Raw genomic sequence first — 22,462 nt, 5'->3', positions numbered from 1 at the left:
TTCGTATGGCCAGACTAGATGGATGCGTTGTGACGTCGTGACGTCGTGACGGCAAGCGGCCCTTGCATCTCCGAATTCCAGGATGAACGGGGAAGCACTGCGGGTTGTTGCTGAATTCGAGCTTTCCCTTCAAACACTCTCACGCCCGGCATCGTTCATCCGCCCCTTTGTGCACGACCATCCGCAAAACAGTGGCCACGCTGCTTGCTGGCGACCAATGCGGTTCTTCCCTAGAGGCCGTTCGTCGCTGTCAATGTGCATGACATCCTTGAACCTGGTGGATTTACAGATAGCGGCCCATTACGCCAGCTGGGATATTTTTAGTCACTTTAATGAGCGGAGGATCTATGAGGTTTGGTCATCAGCCACCTGCAGTATCGGAGGTTTCCCTATGGTGCGCCTGACCCTTCCACAGCTTGAGAGACACTTGTTCGCCGCGGCCGACGTCCTGCGCGGCTCGATGGAAGCCTCGGCCTACAAGGAATACATCTTCGGAATGCTTTTCCTGAAGTACGCTTCGGATGAGTTTGAGGCGGTAAAGGCGCAGGTCATCGATGAACAACTGGCCAAGGGGCGTTCAGAGACGGAAGCCAAGGAACGCGCTGAAGCCCCGGCTTTCTACCGCGGCACGTTTTTCGTCCCTGAGGAAGCCCGCTGGTCCTACATCCATGGACATCTGCACCAGAACATCGGCGACGGACTCAATACGGCCCTACAAGCGCTGGAGAACCGAAATCGCTCCCTCGAGGGTGTGCTCCAACACATCGATTTCAACCGCAAGGTGGGCCAGTCGAGCATGTCAAATAAGAAGTTGCGCGAGCTCATCGTGCACTTCAATAAGGTGCCTCTGCGTAAGGCAAACTTTGAGTTTCCGGATCTGCTCGGCGCCGCATATGAATACCTCATTCGCGATTTCGCCGACTCTGCCGGCAAGAAGGGAGGGGAGTTCTACACTCCCCGTGACGTCGTCCGCTTGATGGTTCTGATAGCCGACCCGAAGCCGGGCATGAGCGTTTACGACCCTTGCCACGGCTCCGGCGGCATGCTCATCCTTTCGAAGGATTATGTCGAGGAAAATGGGGGCAACCCGCAGGATCTAGCGCTTGCCGGCCAGGAAAAGGACGGTAGCGTCTGGGCGATCGCGAAGATGAATATGCTGCTGCACGGAATCCCCGACGCAGACCTGCGCAACAATGACGACGGCACGGTGGAGGACCCGGCTCACACCTCAGGGGGTGAGTTGCAACGCTTCGACCGAGTGATTACAAACCCTCCATTTTCCTTGAACTACAGCAAGGAAGGTATCCAGTTCCCCGAGCGATTCAAGTACGGCTTCACTCCAGAGAAGGGCAAAAAAGCCGATCTGATGTTCGTTCAGCACATGCTCGCGGTCACCCGTCCGAACGGGCTGGTCGCCACCGTTATGCCCCATGGCGTGCTGTTCCGCGGCGGGGAGGAAGGGAAAATTCGCACAGGCATGCTCGACGATGATGCCATCGAGGGTGTGATCGGCCTCGGAGAGCAGCTCTTCTACGGTACCGGGATTCCTGCATGTATCCTCGTGCTCCGCCCGAAAGGGTCCAAGCCGGCAGCGCGCAGAGACAAGGTGCTGATCATCAACGCCGACCGCGAGTACCGGGACGGCAAGTCTCAGAACTTCCTCGAGCCGGAGCACATCGAGAAGATTGTCTCCGCTTTTCGCGATTTTACTGACGTTGAAAACTTCGCTCGGGTATTGAGCCGTGAGGAGCTGCGTGCCAACGAGGACAACCTCAACATCAGGCGTTACGTCGATACCGCCCCTCCGCGCGATCTGCAGAATGTTCGCGCCCACTTGCATGGTGGCGTGCCCAAGGCTGAGGTCGGCTCCAAGGATATCTTGTTCGAGTCCCACGGGTTCGACTTAGCGAAAATCTTCGTCGAGCGGGACACCGACCACTATGACTTTGACAGGGCCATTGAGAGCGCATGGCATCTCAGGAGCATAATCGAGTCGGATAGGGGGCTTGTCGGATCCGAAGATGCAGTTACCGATGCTATCGATGAGTGGTGGAATGTAGAGCAGGAACGTCTTGACGTTTTGAATTCGACTGAGCAGCTGGTTCCGTTGCGCCGGCAGTTGCTCTTCAGCTTTGCCGAAGCATTAGCATCGACGAAAATGCTTGATCGCTTCCAGATCGACGGCATCATCGCTTCCTGGTGGAGTCACGTTACTCCCGACCTCAAGGCGTTAGCGACGCACGGCTATCAAGGCCTCATAGACGCCTGGGTATCGACGGTGCTCGATGCGCTTGAGGAGGAGAAGTCCAAGATCGACCCGCTCGAGCACCCAATCGGAAAGATGTTGCTTCCGGACTACTTAGAGTCGCTCGCGAAGGTCGCAGCAGAGGTCGGCGAGTTGGACGCGAGAATCAAGGAAGCGACGTCCAGCGAAGACGACGAAGAAGACCTTGAGGCGGAGAATCGACTTTCCGATGAGGAACTTAAGCGCCTGCGAAAGCAGCTGGCTTCGTCGAAGCGAAAGATGAAGAGTGACCGTGCATCATTTGGCGCACGCTTGACCGAGGCCAGCCAAAGTCTCTCGGATGGCGTGGCCAGAACTGTAGTAATCGATGCGCTCGGCGCCGAACTCCATCGTCAATCCGCAGTCCGTGTTGGGCGCCATCGAGAAGCGGTCGTGACTGCATTCCAGAACTGGTGGCACAAGTACCGTCGCTCATTACAGGATCTGGAAGCTGTCCGAGCGTCAGCAGAAGCCGAACTGAAAGTCGTACTGTCGGAGCTTGGGTATGAGTGACCGAATTTTTCGGCGCTTCATGGGGAAGGTACCGAGTAACTGGGAGAAACATAGGATTGGCGATGTAGTACAGCTGGTCGATGAGCCCATTCGCATGGCGGACGACGAGGTATACAACTTAGTCAGCGTGCGTCGCGCGCACGGTGGATTATTCAACCGCGGGAGCCTACCGGGCCGTCAGATCCTGACGAAGACACTGAGATGGGCGGTGCCTGGCACCGTCGTGCTCGCGCGCATGCAAATTGTTCACGGTGCTATCGCCTATGTCACGGACGAGTTCGCAGGCTCCGCGATCTCCAAGAGTTATTCGAGCTTTCGGGCGCGGCTGGGTCATGACACGCGATTCTTGTTCTGGCTCTTTCAACATCCTATGCTTCGCCTCTACTTCCTCGATGCAAGTCAGGGTGTTGTCATCGAGAAAATGACGTTTGATCAAGACCGATGGTTGGACTTCGAGATAGCAGTACCTCCGCTCGGGGATCAGCTGCGAATCCGCGGCACATTGGATTCGCTCGAAGCGGCTATCAGCTCCTCGGCCGACGTGCTTGCCAAACTTCGTCTGGTGAAAGCAGGGCTGTCAGACGAATTGCTTGAATTGCCAGATGCGCCAAGAGTCGAATTGTCAGAAATTGGCGCTGTGTCTAACGGAAGCACACCGTCACGTTCGCGCCCTGACTATTGGACACATGGATCGGTTCCTTGGTTGGCGAGTGGGAAGGTCAACGACTACAGAATCCGGAAAGCCTCGGAATTCATAACCCCCAAAGCGGTGTCCGAGTCAAACCTCCGCATCATCCCGGCAGGGTCAGTAGTTATAGGGATGATCGGCCAAGGGAAAACACGAGGCATGTCTGCATTCCTTGAGATCGACGCGTGTATCAATCAAAATCTTGCGGCGGTAACTCCTGGGCCGAAGGTTGACGGTGAATATCTACACCATGCGCTCGTCCACAGCTATGAGAATTTGAGGAGTGGTGGAAGGGGTAGTAATCGGGATGCTTTGAACACCGGAATCGTAGGATCATTCCGTATACCGATGCCAGCGAGGCACGTCCAGCAAAGCATTGCGCGCGCGCTGACAGTTTTGGACGAGCGGATCCTCAGTGAGTCCGACCAGATCGATAAATTGAAGGCGCTCCGTGACGGAATCGCCGACGACCTGCTAATGGGGCGGGTACAGCCTACGGAGGTACACGGATGAGTTCTGGCGCTGAGTACGACGAGGTTGAGAAGCCCCTCCTCGATCAACTCGCGAACCTGAAGTACACGACGATTGTTGGGCACAAATATGACCCCTCAGTGACCGAGCGAAGTAGCTTTCGTGAAGTACTCCTTGAGGGGAGGCTACGCAAGTCCCTACGCGAGCTCAATCGACGCGACGGTGATCCTTGGCTTGACCATTCACGCATCTCGGAGGCTGTTTCGGCTCTGTCGCGGCCAGGAGCGGGCAAGCTTCTCGAGATTAATGAACGCATGACGAACCTTTTGCTTGAAGGCGTGACGGTTGCCGGTATGCCGGGGTGGGATCAGGGTCGCAACCAGCGCATCCACTTCGTCGATTGGGACAGGCCTGAGCGAAATGACTTTCTCGCCATCAGCCAGTTTCGAGTCGACGAACCAGGCGGCCAATCGAGTAAGTTCATCGCACCGGACGTCGTGCTGTTTGTGAACGGCATCCCACTGGTTGTCATTGAGTGCAAGAACCCGCACATCGTCGACCCGATGGCGGAAGGTATCGAACAGCTTCGTCGCTACGCGAATCAACGCGATCTCGGCATTCCGGAGGGTAACGAGACCCTGTTCTGGACGAACCAATTCATTATTTCGACCCACGGGGACAGAGCGCGCGTCGGCACTATTACTTCCACTCCAGAACACTTCTTGGAGTGGAAGGATGCAGCACCACTCACAAGGGACGAACTCGCTGACAAGCTTGGAAAGTCTAAGGATCAGCTTTCTGGGCAAGAGTTGTTGGCTGCTGGGATGTTGACGAAAGCAAACCTGCTCGACATCGCCCGCCATTACGTACTTTTCACGGGATCGGACGGCAGACGGGTCAAAATCGTAGCCCGATACCAGCAGTACCGGGCTGTGGGGCGGGCGCTAAATCGCCTACGTACTGGCAAGACTCGACTTCAACACGGGGAGCATGACCAACGTGGTGGCTTAATTTGGCACACTCAGGGTTCGGGCAAAAGCCTAACGATGGTTTTCCTCGTGCGCGCGATGCGTTCCGACCCGGCATTGCGAACGTACAAGGTAGTGATAGTCACAGACCGGACGGATCTCGAAAAGCAGCTCTCGCAAACGGCCCGGTTGTCCGGCGAGATAGTAGAACGGGCGCGTAAATCTTCGAAGCTGCGAGCACTGCTCTCCGAGCAGGGACCCGCGGTAGTCTTCGCCATGATTCAGAAATACCGCGACATCGACGATACCTCACGTGACGGAGGGCTAGCAGAGGACGACGGCTCCGAAGCGTTCGGGGAGCTGAACTCCGACGAGTCGATTGTGATTCTCGTCGACGAGGCACACCGTTCACAAAGTTCAACCTTGCACGCAAACCTCATGGCTGCGTTGCCGAATGCCGCAAAGATCGGTTTTACTGGCACTCCAATCATGAAGGAAGGAAAGAAGAAGACAGAATCGATCTTCGGCACGAGGATAGACCATTACACGATCCGGGAGGCCGAAACCGACGGTGCCGTCCTGCCGGTTCTGTATGAGGGGCGCACGGTCAAGGGTGCTGTAAAGGCTGGCAGCGACCTCGACGAGCTATTCGAAGACATGTTCGCCGAGCGCACACCAGAGGAGCTCCACAAAATCAAGACACGCTACGCGACTGCCGGTGTAGTTGTTGAAGCTCCACTGCTCATCCGCGATAAGGCTCGTTCGATGATGTGGCACTACATCTCGACTGTCATGCCAAACGGCTTTAAGGCCCAGGTAGCGGCCAGTAGCCGCCTAGCTGCAGTGCGTTACCGCGAAGCCTTGATGGCCGCTCGTGATGAAATAGTCGAGCAGATCGATTCCCTCGATCAGAACGGGATAGCCTCGTCCGCAAATGGTGATACTGACCTCAACTCGTTCGATAGAAAAACGCAGGTCCTGCTGCGTGCACGGCGCCACATTGAACTGCTCAAACTGCTCGAATTCGTGCCGGTCATGTCAGGGCACCACAACGATGACCCTTCTTGGGCTGCATGGACTCACAAGTCCAACCAAGAGGTCGCCATTGCCGACTTCAAGAAGGCGCTAGGACCGGTTAGCGAGAGAAGCAGCCCTGTCGCATTCCTGATCGTTCGGACAATGTTGTTGACAGGTTTCGACGCTCCGATCGAACAGGTTCTCTACCTCGATCGTTCCATTCAGGACGCGGAGTTACTGCAGGCCATCGCCCGTGTTAACCGAACGGCCAGCGGGAAGCACGCTGGATTCTTTGTCGACTACTACGGTGTAGGTGGGCACTTGCAGAAGGCTCTAGCGGCTTATGCGCCGGAAGATGCAGCGGACACAACCGGCGCGGTCACCTCAATCCTCGACGAACTACCGAAGCTGCGAGACCGTCATGCTCGCACAGTGGCCGTTTTTGCTACGGCAGGGATCGAGACTTTCGGGCGGGCGGAAGACATAGAGGCCTGCGTAGTGGAGTTAGCCGATCAATCTTTGCGAGCCAAATTCAGCGTGTTACTGAGATCCTTTTTGACCACGCTCGACGTAGTGCTGCCACGCCCTGAAGCCTTGCCGTATGTGCACGACGCTAAGCGACTCGGTCTCATCCAGATGGTTGCTCGCCGCCGTTACCGTGATGATAACGGTAACTTCGATGCCTCCCTATATGGCGCCAAAGTTCGCGAGCTAGTTGACGAGCACGTCACTGCGCTCGACATTGCAGTGAAGGTCCCCCCGGTGTCGATTACCGCGCCTGATTTCATCGCCAAGGTAAAGGGGCTGACCTCTGACAACGCGCAGGCCTCGGAGATGGAGCATGCGCTTCGTTATCATATTCAGAGGAACTTCGACCTCGATCCTGCTAGATACGCCAAGCTGTCCGAGCGCTTAGATGAGATATTGAGGAACCTCAGCGGAAAGTGGGACCAATTAGCGCTTGCCCTCGAGCAGTTCACTCGCGAGGCAGCAGATACAGAGTCAATTTCGCATGACGGTGACCCCCTCGTGGCACGCTTCCTCGGCGTGCTTGAAACCGAGTTCGCCTTGAACGAGAAGAGCGCAGAGGGCCATCGAGAATCCCTTCTCGACGTCGCCCAAGCAGTCGTCGGAGTGGTAGTTGAGCGTTCACTTATCGTCCGTTTCTGGCAAAATCTTCACGCACAGGACGACCTACGAGCTGAGCTAATACATATTCTCGATGAGTGGGACGTTCTCCCTTTCGGGCAACTGCCATCTGTCGCCGACAAGCTTGTTGCCTTGGCGAAGGCGAATCAACCTTTGATCGCGTCTCGACGGCCAGGAGGAGGGACATGAGCGACAAGCTCGAATTGGACGGCATGACTGTCCTTGTTGAACGGACGAGTGCGCGAACACGGCGCGCTCGGTTGACTATTGAACGCGATGGCGGTCTCCGGTTGCGAGCGGCTCGTGACATCGAGAACGGCGAGCTACTGTCTTTTCTACGTTCCAAGCGGGAGTGGATCTACGCGAAGCTCTCTGAGAAGGAACTGCTTTACACCGACCCGCTTTCGAAACGGCTCATAGATGGTGAGGGATTTCTTTATCTCGGACGAAATCATCGGCTTCGCGTAGTCCCTAACGGTGCGAAAGAGGTGCAGCTGGAACGCGGCCGGCTCGTCTTGCCCAAGGATCAGGTTGACCGCGGGCACGAGTTGATCATTGCGTGGTACCGCAGCCGCGGTTTGAAGTGGCTTCGCCCGAACGTTTCGGAATGGGCAGATCGGTTACAAGTTGAACCGAAGCGAATTGATGTCGACGACCTTGGTCACAAGTGGGGGTCTGCCAGACAGGACGGGCGCGTTCGAATTCACTGGGCGACCCTTCAGCTGCGACCAAGCCTGATCGACTACGTTCTCGCCCATGAATTGGCTCATCTCCAGGAACCGCATCACGGCCCCGCCTTTTGGGAGCTCCTATCCCGCGTAATGCCCGACTATGAACATCGGCGCGCGCGGCTGGCACTTGAGGGTTCGGCTCTGTGGTTCGGTCAGCAAGATGCGCCGATGTACGCCTCCCTGACTGAAGTCGGTTGAGTGCAAAGATTCGCTTAATCGCTTGCGCTCTGTGAGCAGCGTGATGGTTATCAGTTGTTCCGATTGCGGGCGATCGATGCTCCGTCTTACGCCGAGGCTGGCAGCGGATATGGATGCGGAGATGCCTCCAACGTCGTGCAATCTGTATTTTTCTTTCGGAGCGCGAGAGCGAGGTGTGGGTAGTCGGCCTGATGTCGAACTTATTTTGCGCCCGTGGCTTCATATCAGTCCCATCATCTTAGGTTCGTCAACGTTGGCCCGAGGCTAGCAGATTGTTGCCAGCATCACTGACGTGATTTACTGCGCTCCTCGCTGGGTCTGCGTCGGGAAGCGTCAAGGACAACAACTTCAACATGGCGGCCCGCTCGCTTGTACAAATCCGCTTCCGCTTGCAGGACGGAGCGCAAACGCTCAGGTGTACCAAGTGCTTCCGCTTTGCGCCGCCGGGCGTCCTCGGGTGTCCAAGACTCAGGGTCGAACCAAATAGCAATATAGATGCCGTGTTTGGTGTGAAGGTCAGCCATATATCTGTCAATCAATTGCCTTTTTATCGACCCAACTATCCCAGAGTTCCAGCACCCTTTGACCTCGCCGACGATCGTGTAGAGGTTGGGGTATGCACATCCGCTCGGGGCGATCGCATCCACTCGTAGGTCGGTGCGCTCTCCGATGCCTGTATTGACCCTCCGAATCTGAACCTCGCGGTTCACCACGGCACCACTACTGAGAAGCAAACTGCTCAGCTCATTTCTAAGGAAGTCGGACACGTCGTCTTCTGACTTCGGCCTTCCGGCGAAAGTGTCCCAAAGAAGTGCGGAGGAGGGCGTGTCGCCTTGGAGTCGCGCTTGAATCTTGTTCAGCGCCTCCACGCACACATCCAGAAGATCTATCTCGCTACGAACAACTCGCGATAGGGCATTTGACGCGAGCCGGTCTATCTGCGCAGGGGTCAGCGGCTGCCAGCTTCCCTCTAAGTGCAGCTGCTCCGCGCGGAGCAATGCGAATTTCAATCCAGGTAACTCTGGGTGACCTTCGACGATACGTCGAATCTCCGACACCGCGGTCGAACTCCCGCGCTGCACCAACGTTTCTAGCACGTTGTCCCGCCACATCGCCACTGCCTCTAACGGCCCTAAGACGCCCCCTTCCTCGCTTCGGAGGTCTTCCGCTGGGGGAAACATTTCCACTAGCCAGTTGTAGAGCGAAGCCAGTTCGGCGTCCTCCAGATCCGGACCTGGTCGCCCTACTAAGGGTTGCATCGAAAGGAGGGCAGACTTGAAAAAATCCGGCGTGTTCGACATGAGTTCAAAGATTGCTGGCCACGCAGCGCGGCCGAACACGAAAAGTAGATTAAGGGCTGCCTCGCGGGCACGTTCGGGGTTAGCAACCTGCTGGTCGGGTTGTACCCAATCCAAAAGAAGAGGACGAACTAGTTCGGGATAGCTGCCCAACAACGCATCTATCAGGTCCGTCATCGGTCGGATCGGAACGCTCGTTGCCTGCAACTTATCCAGTATCGTGGCCGCCAAGGGCTCAGTTAGGAGTAGCTCTAACTCATCCTCCAGGTAGATATTGGAGTGCTCGGCTATCGCCACTTCTATGAGCTTCAGAAGTGTTTGCGTCAACTCTTCCCGCGCGTAGGGCAAGGCCATTGTGATAATTTCGCGTCTGTCTTCGACACCGTTACGATCGGCCATTGGTCCCCACCCGACTATGATGGGTGCCCACTCGCGCCACACCGACTGTTCTAGCTGCGGAAGCAGTTGCGGTCGCTTCCGGAGCAGAAGGATCAGCGCGCAATAGCCGGCAACGGCCGGATAATGGCGAACCCTTTTGCCTATCCATTCCTTTGGCTCGCATCTGCCTGCCTGTAGATACAGGTATGCTGCGGTGATCAATTCCTCCTGGGTCTCCGGACTAAGAGTTTCCCATCGCGGGTGTTTAGTGAGATCTGGCTGACTTTCATTTCTGTAGATAGAGCTGCTGGGCGGCAGCATGAGGCGGCGCGCCAACTTCCAGAAAGCAGTGACGTCACCGTCTCTAGCGAGTGGGGCCATCGATGCGAATTCACTTCGAACCTGCGCGTCGGTAGACGCTTCTCGCTCCTTCCGCTCAGCAATTCGATTCCTCGTCTCGGCTTTGAGCCGGTACATCCTACGAGCCTCGTGAGCGGCGGGTGAGTTGAGGTCGATTGGTCCCCTCCACGATTCGAACACCTTCGCAACAGGATGGTCGTTAGGCAGGCCAAGTACCTTCTCCCACATAGCTCGGTCCCCAGAATCAGCGACAAGCTGTAAGGCCGTTCCGATGTTCCTCTGCTGAATGCCGCTGGTATTCATATATTGTTCGGTCAGCCAATCGAAGTCTTCGATCGAGAGTAAGGCGGGGCCGTGGTCACCTAGCAAGCCCGTCATTCCCGCAATCAGCACGGGATCATCGTCCTCCAGCAGTGACAGGGCCAGCTTTCGCCTAACCTCAACGGGCAAGTTGAAGGGCTGGGCCATGCTCGTGCTAATCCAAGCTTCGGATCCCTGTACTCGGCGCTTTATGATTAGCGTTGCCGCTGCGAGCACCGGACCTTCTTCGAGATGTTCTAAGCACAGACGAAGAATCGTGTCTTCCAAAGGTGCGATCGATGATTCGCCCACCAAGTTGGGCTTGCTGAGAAGCCATTCACAGGCAGCACAAAGATCTTCTGGTCGGAGCGATCGTGCAACCTCTGAGAGGGCAACGGAGTACGTACCAAAGGAAGTTCTTCCATGTTCTGGGCTTATGAACTCGAACATCTGAGCGGTAGAAATCGCGTGCGGCCACGAGGCCATTAGAGCCGCAGCGATAAGCTCTTTAGTTTGTGTGGGGTCGCCACCCAGCTCCATCGGTGATTGAAGTATAGGGAGGAGGGCGCTGCCGGGATCGCCTTTGCTGAGTTGCTCAATTGCCCAGGCAGCGGGAACTCGAAGACCCAATTCGACCCGGTTGTCTAGAGCGATACTGATCAAGTCCGGTAGAGCATCCTGCACTTCACACTGTAAAGCGATGTCGATGCCGATCCGTTTTGACTCAAATGAGTCAGCTTCTAACGCGCCTCGCACCTGATCAGCAAGGTCGGGATGTGTCAAACCGGAGAACTTCCGCTGATAATCATGGTGCATGCGTCCTCGTTGGGCCAAGGAGATCACTGCAGACACGATTCGTCGCCGTAACGATGCATCGGGTATCTCGACGTTCAGTAGGAATGCTTCGGGGTCGAGGTCAATCAGCCACGCGTACTGTTCTGAGGCGGCGACAAGCCATCCAGCGATCTGCCGGACCCGTGGATGCAACTTGCCCGATTCCGACCCGAGCAACGCTTCGATCTGTTCTCGAAGGAGCCCATTCGCTTTTACCCACTCGCTTGCCAGGTAGTCTGCGAAGGTTGCGTGCGCCCACGTGAGACGCTGGCTTCCACTCCCTGAAAAGATCCCAGTTTGAAGGACGGCCTCGTTGGCTGCAACAGTGAAACGAGCGGGAGTATCACGCTCTGCAGTGGCACCTGTGCTGCACTCGTGAATGGAGAGATCCTCAGGTTCCGCTAGAGCGGTGGGACCGAGCCAGAAACATTGGCGACCGCTGAATATCGAAAAAGCCGCGAGACGACTGGCCGCTGCGAATAGCTCGGCTCCTTGATGTCGGGTGGGGCCTTTTGCGTCCCGTCTCTCCGGGTTTATCTCCTCGCAGAGAGCAAGCAGGCCTCTCTTGTATATGTCGGCGGACCTTCTCGGCAAGGTGCCCTCATTCTTATAGGTTTCCGCCAAGAGCCGTAGTGTGAGGGGGCGGGACGCGAGAGGCACCACCTGTGACGCTTCAATCGCTGAAAGAAACGGCTCGGGATCGAGTCCGTAGGAGCGGGCGATATTTCCAGCATCCTGCCGCCGCAGAGGAAGTAGCTCAAAAGGGACCACTTCATCGAAGTGCTTTTCGAGCCGTCGTTCTAGAGAAGTCGGCCATTCAGCCGTCCGACTCACAATGCGCAGTTGTAGCCGGGCGCAGTCCCAAGTATCCAAGTAATCAGCTAAGACTAGGTGGAGGGTTTCGATGCGGGTGTGCGCCTCGTCGAAACTGTCAAGAGTCAGACAAAGCTCATAATCACCCTCCAACCAAGAAGTCACTTCGCGCCCCTCCAATACAGTGCGGATGAGACGGTCTTCTGTTGAATACGAGGCTAAGTCGAACCGAAGCGCTTGTGCCTCAGGCCGCGCAGTAACAAGTGGGGAATCTGGCGAAACGGTAGTGGACTTACCAATACCTGGCTCTCCCAACAGCACCAAGCACCGTCGACTAGCCAGCTCTTGCGTGGAGACCATGTCAGTGTTAGCCGAGAAGAAAGGGCCTTCACTCCTGCCCATGAGCCAGCCGAGTTGATCTGTGTAGTAGGTGCGGTCTGCAGGGATCCAGAAGCGATCAACGGGAGCAGCTGACGCATTCGAGACGCTTGGAGCCATAGGCCCATCTTAGAATGGGTCGAAAATCAATGAGGGGTGCAAGTCGTCAAGCGGATGACTTGTACACCGCCGCTAGCACGGAGATTCCCCGGAAAACCACTACATGAGGCGTTGTAAGGCCTACCGCGATAGATGGCGTTCCCGTCTTCGTCGGTCCCGCCGAAACGGATTCAGCTGAAAAAGCCCCTCGCGTTGCTCCAAAGTGCCAGAGGACGGATCAGATCCTGGAGCTCCGAATCTTTGGTTACGATGCCTAACCCGTATGGATTTTCTTTCAGCAAGGCCATATAGAGGAGTGACTCGGGTTGAGTAATGATCCAATCATTGGTCACGTCGAAGGTGTCAGATTGAGGACCGTGGAGTTCAACTATTCGACGTGCAGAGCTTCGGTGTACCGCCATGTAGGAGTCGAAAATCTCATGCAGTTTCTCTATTGAATACAGCTGAAGCTCATCCAATGTATCCAGAGATTCGTGTAGTAGTTGCGTGCTAAACGGACCCTGGTACATCGTACTGAATTCCTGCTCAAGCTTCTGGGCCAAGCGCAGACGAGCGAAGGATTCGAGCTTGGACACGTCCTTGACTCCTCTCACAAGCTCTTCGTCAAGTATCTCGACCAACGCGAGAAGCCTTGAGAATATTCTCCTTGTCGGGTCTGGGATTCCACTTGGGCCTTTGTAGATGTACCTGTGCTCGGTTTCGGCCCAGGTGTGCTCAGCGATTGTTCGAATCTGAACTTCGCATGTGATAGCGTCGCCCCGGCGATTCTCGAGGCCAGGTAGCGCGACTTGTACGTGAAGACCGCCATAAACAAGCTTCCGCGGGTCTCGACTCAGCTCTTTGTCATCAATGTTTATGACTTCGAGATCTGAGCCATCGAGAGCTAGTACGATTTGCTGTTTTTCACTTCCTAAGCTCACCGTTAGCCTCGCTCCAACGAGGTCCTCGCACTGAACCCAAGGGTCTTGGTATCTACGATCTTGCTGCTTCTTGAATAGACTTAGAGCGTCCTTGGGTCGAACTTTGATCGCGTGCAACTTGAAATCTAGGTCGTCCGTGATTGAACGGAGGGCGCTCTCGTACAGCTCTGCAGCGGACTGATAATCCTCGAATGCCTCCAAATAGGCCTCATAGACGCCCTTCGGCGAGGTGGAGACCGCTTCCTTATCGGGTGCCATTGCTTGAAACGTTCCCAAGGGAGGCTCCGGTGATCTTGATCAGTACCTCGTCTTTAGTCGATGTTTCAGATTCGACGCGTTCCACCCGTACTACTTTGTCCCTTCCAATCAAGTCAGGCGGAGCAACAAGATAAACACCCTGGCTAAGATCGATGCGTATTCTGTTGAGACGGGCGTTCACCCGAGTCGTATTCTTCGGGAATGAAGTCATGGGTGTGCCGGTGGTGGGGGCGATTCGGCTGACCTCCCCTTGATGTGTGAAGGGAATGTGCTTCTGAATGAAAGAGGTGGGGTTCAAACTCGTCGCATTACTCTGAAGTTCTAGCGAAAGCGCTGTTTGTGCGTCCATCTTGTCCTCAGGCGCCATCCCGCTTTCATTGATGGCCTTCGTCATCCCCTTCAAAAATGCTTCGGTGAGGACTTCCGGCTCATCAGCGAGCCTTAGCCCCAAGAAACCGCGCAAAAAGTAACCAGCAACTCCTTGACCGTTCTGAGAGTCGGCAAGATCGCCTGTCAAGGGAGAAAGCGCGTCGGTGGTTTTTGGCAGGGCGGCGATTTTATAGATTTTCGTCTGTTCGCCGAATACGAGATCTCGTATTCGCTCGATACGTACGTACTGATTCCCAGCCTCATTCGTCTGCGGCTCGGCACGCATAGCCTCCTGATGCTCTACCTTGGCAATCAACAGCGTTTCCTCGCCATTATTGGTTGCGTCTGCCACCACGAGAACGCCCGGCCTTGATACTCCTGTTTGCACTTCGACAAGAGCATGAGTCAGCCCTTTGCTGAGGGCGACGATGTCGGCGTTTAGCCAGTGTTCGCGAATCAGCTTGGGAGCAACAGAGTCCTCGTTGTCGCCAATCTCGGTAACGGGGGTTGCTCGGCGGAGCAGCGCCTCCTGGAAGCGTCTGGTAAGAAAGGCGCGGTCCTCTGATTCGAAGTCCACAGGCTCATCAGTGAGACTTGCCTCGAACTTAGGTCCGTCGGCTGTAGCAGTTCTGCGAATTTGATGGATCAGCACAGGTCCGAGTTCAAGGCCCGAGTAATCGTTCATGTTCCCCCATACATTTCCGGTCGCTGAATTATCACCCAGAGAGTCTCTTTCAACAAGGCGAGCCACCATCGTATGAGTAAGAGGTCCAGTTCTATGCCTTGTTTTCGCCGAACAGACTGTAGGCGCTCCTCCCTCCTCGCACACTACTTTCTCCGCTACAGCAGTCAGTGGCCTCTATAGGGTCCGTCTCTTCCAAGATGGCATCCGAACACTGTTAAACACACGCGAACCCTGCAGAGAACGGCTGGGTCATGATCACCCTGATGTCCGCCGTCCTCGTCGCCGCGCTGCTCGCGGTCGCTTCTCCGGCCCTCGAAGGACTGTTCAACGAGGCGATCAACCGCGTCAGCCCCTAGCAGCAGCGGTGCGCAAATCCTCAAGCCGCAAGCGGAAGGGCGGATCACCGGGTAATGACCGTGGAGCGGCTACCGTCGATTTCGCCCTGATCGGCGGCCTGCTGACGGTCATCCTCATGGCTATTGTGCAGTTGACCCTGGTGCTGCACGTACGGAACACCCTGATCGACGCCGCATCCTCGGGAGCCCGTTACGGAACCCTCGCTGACCGCTCACCGGTTGATGCCGCCGCCAGGACCCGATCCCTCATCTCCGGTGCAATCAGCGAGACGTATGCGCAGGACATTTCTGTAACCCAGGCGGATCGAGGTGGGATCGCCGTCCTCGAAGTCACCGTGAGGGCGCCGGTGCCCGTCATCGGGCTCATTGGTCCTACCGGAGTCATGGAGGTGAGTGGGCGTGCGGCCTTGCCTTCGTGAGCTTTCCCGCCGGAGGGAGCGGATTGCGGGTGCCTACCGGATGCGGCCGAACCAGTCGGAGAACGACGACGGCAGTGCGGTTCTCGAGTTCACCTTCCTTGGCCTGCTCCTGCTGGTGCCTGTGGTGTACCTCGTGCTGACGATCGGCGCATGTCCAGTGAGGTTCAAAGTTAGCAATTTTCGGAGTAAGTTTTTCTACCCTTAACAATTGCTAAATTCGCTAAGGGTTCGGCAACTGCAGAATCGATGAGCGGTCAGGCCGGAATGTCATGGTGTCGGTGCAGGAACACTAGCTGGCTTCCTATTCGTCCCTCCCCGGACAGCTTTGATGTACAGCCTTAGCTATGCGCTTGATGGCATCAATCACGACCATCGATGGTGGCATCTCGAAGCGGTGTTACGTTCCTGGACTGCCGCCGACAACACAGCATAGGGCGCAGCAGCTCCACAGTGAGGCTGAAGATAATGTAGTCCCGTGGTGGAATACGACTTGGTAAGACTTGGCAACAAAGAGTTCGAGGATCTTGCGGTTGCGCTCTGCAACGCGGAGTTCGGGCCTGGAGGTCAAACTTTCGGCACCGGCAGGGACGGAGGCCGGGAGTGGACTTACTCGGGCAACCTTCAGATGCCTGCCTTGCCGCTCGGCGAGTCAGACGCGCCCACCCAGCCGTCGGGGCACTGGGATGGTTACACAGTCGTTCAAGCCAAGCATAAGGAGAGACTTGCTGGCGGAGGGGAGGATCAGGAGTGGCTTCTGAGCGAGATCCAGAAGGAGGTCAATGCATGGACACGTGAAGAGAAGCCACGCCATCCGAAACCTAAAAACTTTCTGGTGATAACCAACGTCCGATTGTCTGCGGTTCAAGAGGTCGGAGGCGTCGACAGGGTTACCGAAAAGATGAACGAACACGCTAAGACCATGGGGCTAGCCGGCTGGAGCGTATGGCACGCGGCGCACGTCTCGAGGCTATTGGATAACTATCCAGGAATTCGGCAGACTTACCTTGGGCTCATCGTAACCGGAGACATCCTGCGCGCGATTCTCGATACAACTAAGTCTACGAACCCCGAAGCAGCGGAGACATTAACCGGATTTGTCGCGAAGGAGCTTCGTACATATAGCCACATCCGGCTGACAAAGGCGGGTAACAGCCCCGACCAAGAATCTCTGGCCGACATAGGAATCGACTTACCCGCAATTGACATCGCAGATCCTACTGACGAGGACGGCAAAGTTGTCAATCACTTCATCGCCAGTACGGTCATCGGGGACGGTGACCATCCCAAAAGTCTGAGAAGCCAAAACTTTGCGACTATCCTGATTGGTGGGCCAGGACAAGGCAAGTCCACCATAGGCCAGCTCATCTGCCAAGCCTACCGAGTTGCGATTCTGGAGGGCCGTTCTAGCGAACTGACCCTTGAACACCGGCAGATCCTCCAAGACACTGCCTCGCACTTGAAGGAAATAGACGTTCCCATTCCGAGAATGCATCGATGGCCAATATACATACGGTTGACTGAGTACAGTGAGAAAGTCCTTGGCGCTGAAGACTTCTCCCTGCTCAAGTTCATTACCGAGATGATCAATGCACGCGGCGGTCCGTACAAAGTCGTACAGTCGAATCTTGCGAGCTGGTTACGCGAATGGCCTTGGTTGCTAGTTCTGGACGGACTGGATGAGGTCCCCGACGCGTTCACCCGAAAAACCTTGCTGGAGAAGATCAGCGATTTTGCAGCGGACGCAGCTGAGTTGAACGCAGACGTTGCGATCCTTGCGACCACCCGTAGGCAAGGCTACAACGATGACCTCCGTGTCCTCGTACCGCGAGAATACGAGTTGGTCGACCTCACTGTGAAGCAGGCATTGCGGTATGGTCGTCAACTTATTGATTCGAGACATCGAGGAGACCCCAACTTTGCTGACGAGATTGACAAGAGACTAAAGGCGGCGTCGCAGGATGTAATGACCTCGAAGCTGCTTGGTTCACCGCTGCAGGTGAGCATCATGGCATCGCTACTCGAGGAAAGTGTCCGTCCCCCTCGCACCAGACATGCGCTCTTCTCTGCCTTTTACGAGACAATCTTCAAACGTGAATCCAACAAGCTTGGGTCTATTGGCCGGGACGTACTCGAACACAAATCTAATATCGACGCGCTTCATGACTCAGCTGGGATGTTGCTTCATATGGAAGGGGAACAATCCGGACGCGCTGATGTGCACCTCAGTCGAGATGATCTAAAAAAAATCTCTGTAGCGCACCTTATGCACCAAACATATAGTACGGATGACGCCGATCAAATCACTCAAAAACTTATCGCTCTTGCTACGGATCGCTTCATCCTGCTGGTTGAATCATCACCGGACAAATGGGGCTTCGAGGTGCGGAGTTTCCAAGAGTTTATGGCTTCCAGGTATCTGATAAACGGGCCAGAACCGGCCATACTGGAACGTCTTCGCATACTGTCAAAGAGTAGTCATTGGCGCAACACTTGGTTGTTTGCTGCTGCACAGCTATTCGGCGATCGTGCCCATCTTCGCAATGACATCTTGGCGATGGTGACGGGGTCGGGATCGAGTTCGATGGCTGAACATTTGGTGAAGCCAGGTGCGGTGCTCGCGGGTGAGATGTTGCTGGAGAACTTCGCCGGAGATACGCCCGGCATTCACTCACAGCTCCTTAACCAAGTCTTGGAACTGGTTGACACCCCTCTCCTGAATCGAAATCTCGTTCCCATCTTGCATAAAGCGACCGAAAAGGATTCAGTCTACCGACGCAAAATGGAGGAGCGCATGAAGACGGCTCTTCAATTGGGAGGTGCCAAGGGATACTATGCCGAAAGCCTGATGCGTTATTGGGGCCGCAGGTTCACAGGTGCTATCCCAACCTTCATCCGGTCCAAAGTCTCGATAGGCAAAAACTGGTCGGCCCGCGAGCGGGGTGTGGATATTGAAGATCGGCGGTGGTCCGTTGAGAAGGACGAATCGGGTGTGACGAGAACTCTCTCCATGGCGGACGTATACGGGTCCGTATCCCGCGCAGATCTATCCAGTGACGACGAGGTCACCTTTGGCGCTTTCCTGAAGTCTGCCTCCGACGCCAAGCTCATAATGGGTGCAGATGAAGGGGGTGATTATACGATGCACGGCTACATAAGCATGGAAGTGCATCCCGGGGTTCTGTCTCGTTTGGTCAAGTCAGATGCAATATGCACCGCTCTGGCTGATGCCAATGATTCACTTCCCGCCTCTGAAGCGGTGGCTTCAAGATGGTTGTTGAATCAGATTGCTCAAGCCTTAGGTCAGGAGCAGGTGGGCCAGAAAATCGAACAGTTTGGGTCGTTGGGGCAGGAGCTATGGCCTTGGACGACTAAGCAGGAGTAAGGCCAAGGCGAGCAACGTCAACCAATCCTCATCGAAACATGACCGAATGGTTAGGGCGTTGCGATGATTAATTCCCGAACACTAGCGGAGGAACCGAGCGGCTGGTGAACGAGAGAAGCTACGCAGCCCGCTCGTAGCGCAACCCGAGCCAAGAAGGGTCGCGACCCTCCGCAACAACGGCGGGCATGTGGCTGCGCGAGGGAACTCCTACTTTCCATATATCATTCTCTGCGGGGGATGCAACTGGGCGCTCCCGTCGCCCGTCGCATCGGGCCCTCACCTCAAGGACGTTCATGGGTCGTTCCCGTCTGGTACTCACCGCTGCCGCCACGATCGCGGCGCTGCTCGGTTCCACCCTTTTCGCAGTTCCAGCATCCGCCACACTCGAGCCGAAGGTGGACGACACTGTTCGTGCCACACCTGAGGCCAAGCCGACAGATCAGTTCATCGTCAAGTTCAAGGAGACGGCGGGCACTGCTGCTGCCCGCGGCAAAGCGTACGGCGCAACAGCCAAGGCCCTCGGGGTCAGCATCAAGGAGCTGCGTGGTCTGAGCACCGGAGCGAGGGTCGTGAAGACTGATCGCGAGCTGGATGCAGCAGCGGCCGAAGAGTTCGTCACCGACCTGGCAGCGGATCCGACGGTCGAGTACGTCGAGCCGGACACCATGATGTTCGCTATGGCCGCCAGACCCAATGACACCTTGATTGGGTACCAGTGGGACCTGACCCAGGCAGCCTACGGCCTCAATGTGCTGCCGGCGTGGGACCACAGCACCGGCTCCGGCGTGGTGGTCGCCGTCATCGACTCCGGCACGGTCCCGCATCAGGATCTGGACGCCAACAGTCTGCCCGGCTACGACATGATCGCCAGCACCGCCATCGCCCGTGACGGCAACGGACGCGACTCGGACCCGCGCGATGAAGGAACCTACGGCGACGGCACAAACTGCCCGGTCGACCATTCCTCCTGGCATGGAGCCCACGTGGCCGGCACTATCGCCGCGGTCACCGGGAACGGCGTGGGCATCGCCGGTGTCGCACCTGACGCCAGGGTTCTTCCAATCCGTGCGCTTGGCCTGTGTGGCGGCGGGTACACCTCCGACATCATCGACGGCATCACGTGGGCTTCCGGCGGTTCCGTCGTAGGGGTCCCCGCCAATGAGAACCCTGCCCGGGTCATCAACCTCAGCCTCGGCGGCGAGAACTTCTGCTCGTACAGCTACCAGAACGCCATCGACGCGGCAGTAGTCCGCGGCAGCGTCATTGTCGCAGCGGCAGGCAACGAAGCCGACGACGCCTCCTACTACTCGCCGGCCAGCTGCAACAACGTCATCACCGTTGGTGCTACCGGCCCCGACGGGCTCGACGCCCCCTACTCCAACTACGGCAGTAGCGTCGACGTCAGCGCTCCGGGCGGCAACCACAACTTCGGTCCCGCCGAAGGCATGATCCTTTCCACCGTCAACTCCGGATTGCAGGGACCGACATCCGGTAGCGCATACGGCTTCATGCAGGGCACTTCCATGGCAGCCCCGCACGTCGCCGGCGTCGCCGCGCTCATGCTAGCCGCAAACCCCATGCTTACCCCTGCCAAGGTAGAGGAGACTCTCAAGAGCACCGCGAAGGGATTCGGCGGCTTCACCGGTGTCTCCTACGGCACCGGAATCGTCGATGCTTCACGGGCGGTTGAGGCAGTCCGGATCGTTCCCGTTGGCGAGATCCCCGGCCCCTCGCCGAAGCTTGAACCCGGCCAGGTATTCATGGATGGCGTTCTCCGCGTCGGCGAGACGATTACCTCCAGCGTCAGCGGGTGGGAGCCTGCACCCGTGAACGTCACCTACGAATGGTTCGTCGGCGGGAACACGACTCCCGTTGCCACCGGCAGCACCTACACATTGAGCCCCAACGACCTGGGCCTCAACGTGGCGGTCGTCGCAACGGGCACCAAGGAAGGCTATGAGCCAGCCAGCAGCGAGCTGCTCTCACCTGGACCAGTCGCTTACGGCGTCCTCACCGCAGGCACACCGACCATCTCAGGCTCGGCAACCGTCGGTGGTGTGCTGACCGCGGATGATGGCCAGTGGGGTCCTGCCCCTGTCTCGCTGACCCGTCAGTGGCTCCGCAACGGGTCCATTATCCTCGGTGCAAGCGGAACGACCTACACCGCGGCTCCTGGCGATGCCGGCGCGAAGATCAGTGTAAGGGTCACCGGTTCCAAAGGCGGTTACCAGATGGTCTCCCAGACCTCATCCGAGACGAGCATCGGGGGAGTCGGATTCGCGGCGCCTACACCGACCATTTCCGGTGCGAGGTATGTCGGGCAGAAGCTGACGGCTGTTCCGGGATCCTGGTCGCCGGCACCTGAGGCTTTCAGCTACCAGTGGCTTCGCAGTGGAGCTGCCATCAACGGTGCGACGTCTTCAACCTACACGCTCACCAGCGAGGACTTCGATCAGATGATCGCTGTCAGGGTCACCGGCACCAAGGCCGGCTACCCGGCTCAGACCGTTCAATCCTTGTGGACGAACAGGGTGTTGCCCGGGAAGCTCAGCGGACCCGACCCCGTGATGAGCGGGATTCATCGGGTTGGGGAAACCCTCAAAACCGACGTCGGCACCTGGGCACCCGCAGCCAACATCGCGATCCAGTGGATGCGCAACGGCCTCCCCATCGAGGGAGAAACGTCCTCCACGTACACGATCAAGCGTGAAGACGTCGGCTGGGCGATCAACGTCAAGGTCACAGCAACCCTGCCCGGATACGAGACCCAGATCAGGTTCGCCCCCTCCACCACCAACGTCGTCGACGTCACCTCGGACTTTTCCGGGGACGGCAACGCGGACGTTCTCGCCCGTGACACCGCCGGCGCCCTCTGGCTTTACCCTGGCAACGGTTCTGGAGGCTGGAAGTCGCGTGTGAAGGTCGGCTCCGGCTGGAACGGCTTCACCAGCATCGTCGAACCCGGCGACTTCAACGGCGACGGCAACACCGACGTCCTGGCCCGCGACACCAAGGGCGTCCTCTGGCTCTACCCCGGCAACGGCAACAGCGGTTGGAAGTCGCGTGTGAAGGTCGGCTCCGGATGGCAGGGATTCACCAGCATCGTCGGCCCCGGTGACTTTACCGGCGACGGCGCTGTGGACGTATTGGCCCGGGATAAGTACGGCGCACTCTGGATGTACCCAGGCAACGGCCTCGGCGGTTGGAAGTCGCGTGTGAAGGTCGGCTCCGGATGGCAGGGATTCACCAGCATCGTCGGGCCCGGTGACTTCAATGGCGACGGTGCTGTGGACGTCATGGCCCGTACAGCTGCTGGCGACCTGCTTCTGTACTCAGGCAACGGCGCCGGCGGCTGGGCTGGCGGCGGTACCAAGATCGGATCCGGATGGCAGAACTTCACCAGCATCGTCGGTCCCGGTGATTTCAACGGCGACACAACCATGGACGTCCTCGCCCGCGACAAGGCCGGAGTGCTTTGGCTCTATCCCGGCGGCGGCCTCGTCCCGTGGGGTCCGCGGGTGAAGGTCGGCTCCGGCTGGAACATCTTCAGCACAATCCTCTAGCTTCAGCCAC

Annotated in this window: 10 protein-coding genes; 7 read left to right on the top strand and 3 right to left on the bottom strand. The window is 57.1% G+C overall.

Features of this window, described 5'->3' with window-relative positions; all coding sequences use genetic code 11:
- The first annotated feature begins 82 nt into the window (after window positions 1–82).
- The 4 genes from GC088_RS10130 to GC088_RS10115 are packed head-to-tail and all read left to right on the top strand — an operon-like array spanning window position 83 to window position 8,019.
- A complete protein-coding gene (locus tag GC088_RS10130; protein ID WP_323958887.1) occupies window positions 83–2,797 on the top strand; it encodes a type I restriction-modification system subunit M in 2,715 nt (904 codons plus the stop codon).
- Complete coding sequence (locus tag GC088_RS10125; RefSeq protein ID WP_323958886.1) at window positions 2,790–3,998, top strand: restriction endonuclease subunit S; 1,209 nt, start codon at window positions 2,790–2,792, stop codon at window positions 3,996–3,998. Before GC088_RS10130 ends, GC088_RS10125 begins: the two co-directional genes overlap by 8 nt.
- Entirely contained in the window at window positions 3,995–7,279 is a 3,285-nt protein-coding gene (locus tag GC088_RS10120) for a type I restriction endonuclease subunit R (RefSeq protein ID WP_323958885.1), read from the top strand. The genes GC088_RS10125 and GC088_RS10120 overlap by 4 nt, the downstream gene beginning before the upstream one ends.
- On the top strand, window positions 7,276–8,019 hold the full coding sequence (locus tag GC088_RS10115; protein ID WP_323958884.1) for a M48 family metallopeptidase: 744 nt from the start codon (window positions 7,276–7,278) through the stop codon (window positions 8,017–8,019). The genes GC088_RS10120 and GC088_RS10115 overlap by 4 nt, the downstream gene beginning before the upstream one ends.
- 284 nt (window positions 8,020–8,303) lie before the next feature.
- Here GC088_RS10115 and GC088_RS10110 read toward each other — a convergent pair whose 3' ends face one another.
- The 3 genes from GC088_RS10110 to GC088_RS10100 all read right to left on the bottom strand — a co-directional run bounded on the left by GC088_RS10110 (window position 8,304) and on the right by GC088_RS10100 (window position 14,732).
- On the bottom strand, window positions 8,304–12,500 hold the full coding sequence (locus tag GC088_RS10110; RefSeq protein WP_323958883.1) for an NACHT domain-containing protein: 4,197 nt from the start codon (window positions 12,498–12,500) through the stop codon (window positions 8,304–8,306).
- Window positions 12,501–12,670: 170 nt separating this feature from the next.
- The gene (locus GC088_RS10105) at window positions 12,671–13,678 is read right to left on the bottom strand and encodes a RelA/SpoT-related domain-containing protein (protein ID WP_323958882.1); all 1,008 of its coding nucleotides are present in this window, start codon (window positions 13,676–13,678) and stop codon (window positions 12,671–12,673) included.
- The gene (locus tag GC088_RS10100) at window positions 13,665–14,732 is read right to left on the bottom strand and encodes a nucleoid-associated protein (protein ID WP_323958881.1); all 1,068 of its coding nucleotides are present in this window, start codon (window positions 14,730–14,732) and stop codon (window positions 13,665–13,667) included. Before GC088_RS10100 ends, GC088_RS10105 begins: the two co-directional genes overlap by 14 nt.
- 364 nt (window positions 14,733–15,096) lie before the next feature.
- Between GC088_RS10100 and GC088_RS10095 the strand changes: the two genes are divergently transcribed.
- The 3 genes from GC088_RS10095 to GC088_RS10085 all read left to right on the top strand — a co-directional run bounded on the left by GC088_RS10095 (window position 15,097) and on the right by GC088_RS10085 (window position 22,452).
- On the top strand, window positions 15,097–15,507 hold the full coding sequence (locus tag GC088_RS10095; protein WP_323958880.1) for a TadE/TadG family type IV pilus assembly protein: 411 nt from the start codon (window positions 15,097–15,099) through the stop codon (window positions 15,505–15,507).
- Between the two features lie 475 nt (window positions 15,508–15,982).
- Entirely contained in the window at window positions 15,983–18,889 is a 2,907-nt protein-coding gene (locus GC088_RS10090) for an NACHT domain-containing protein (protein ID WP_323958879.1), read from the top strand.
- A gap of 293 nt (window positions 18,890–19,182) precedes the next feature.
- Complete coding sequence (locus GC088_RS10085) at window positions 19,183–22,452, top strand: S8 family serine peptidase (protein ID WP_323958878.1); 3,270 nt, start codon at window positions 19,183–19,185, stop codon at window positions 22,450–22,452.
- Window positions 22,453–22,462: the final 10 nt, after the last annotated feature.

The organism is Arthrobacter sp. JZ12, assembly GCF_035189165.1.
Classification (GTDB): Bacteria; Actinomycetota; Actinomycetes; order Actinomycetales; family Micrococcaceae; genus Arthrobacter_D.
This window is presented reverse-complemented; position numbering and strand designations above follow the sequence as displayed.

Bases quoted from the DNA above. Each gene is read 5' to 3' on its own strand.
- GC088_RS10120 (WP_323958885.1), top strand. From the start codon at position 3,995: ATGAGTTCTGGCGCTGAGTACGACGAGGTTGAGAAGCCCCTCCTCGAT.
- GC088_RS10130 (WP_323958887.1), top strand. From the start codon at position 83: ATGAACGGGGAAGCACTGCGGGTTGTTGCTGAATTCGAGCTTTCCCTT.
- GC088_RS10125 (WP_323958886.1), top strand. From the start codon at position 2,790: ATGAGTGACCGAATTTTTCGGCGCTTCATGGGGAAGGTACCGAGTAAC.
- GC088_RS10105 (WP_323958882.1), bottom strand. From the start codon at position 13,678: ATGGCACCCGATAAGGAAGCGGTCTCCACCTCGCCGAAGGGCGTCTAT.
- GC088_RS10085 (WP_323958878.1), top strand. From the start codon at position 19,183: ATGGGTCGTTCCCGTCTGGTACTCACCGCTGCCGCCACGATCGCGGCG.
- GC088_RS10110 (WP_323958883.1), bottom strand. From the start codon at position 12,500: ATGGCTCCAAGCGTCTCGAATGCGTCAGCTGCTCCCGTTGATCGCTTC.
- GC088_RS10100 (WP_323958881.1), bottom strand. From the start codon at position 14,732: ATGAACGATTACTCGGGCCTTGAACTCGGACCTGTGCTGATCCATCAA.
- GC088_RS10115 (WP_323958884.1), top strand. From the start codon at position 7,276: ATGAGCGACAAGCTCGAATTGGACGGCATGACTGTCCTTGTTGAACGG.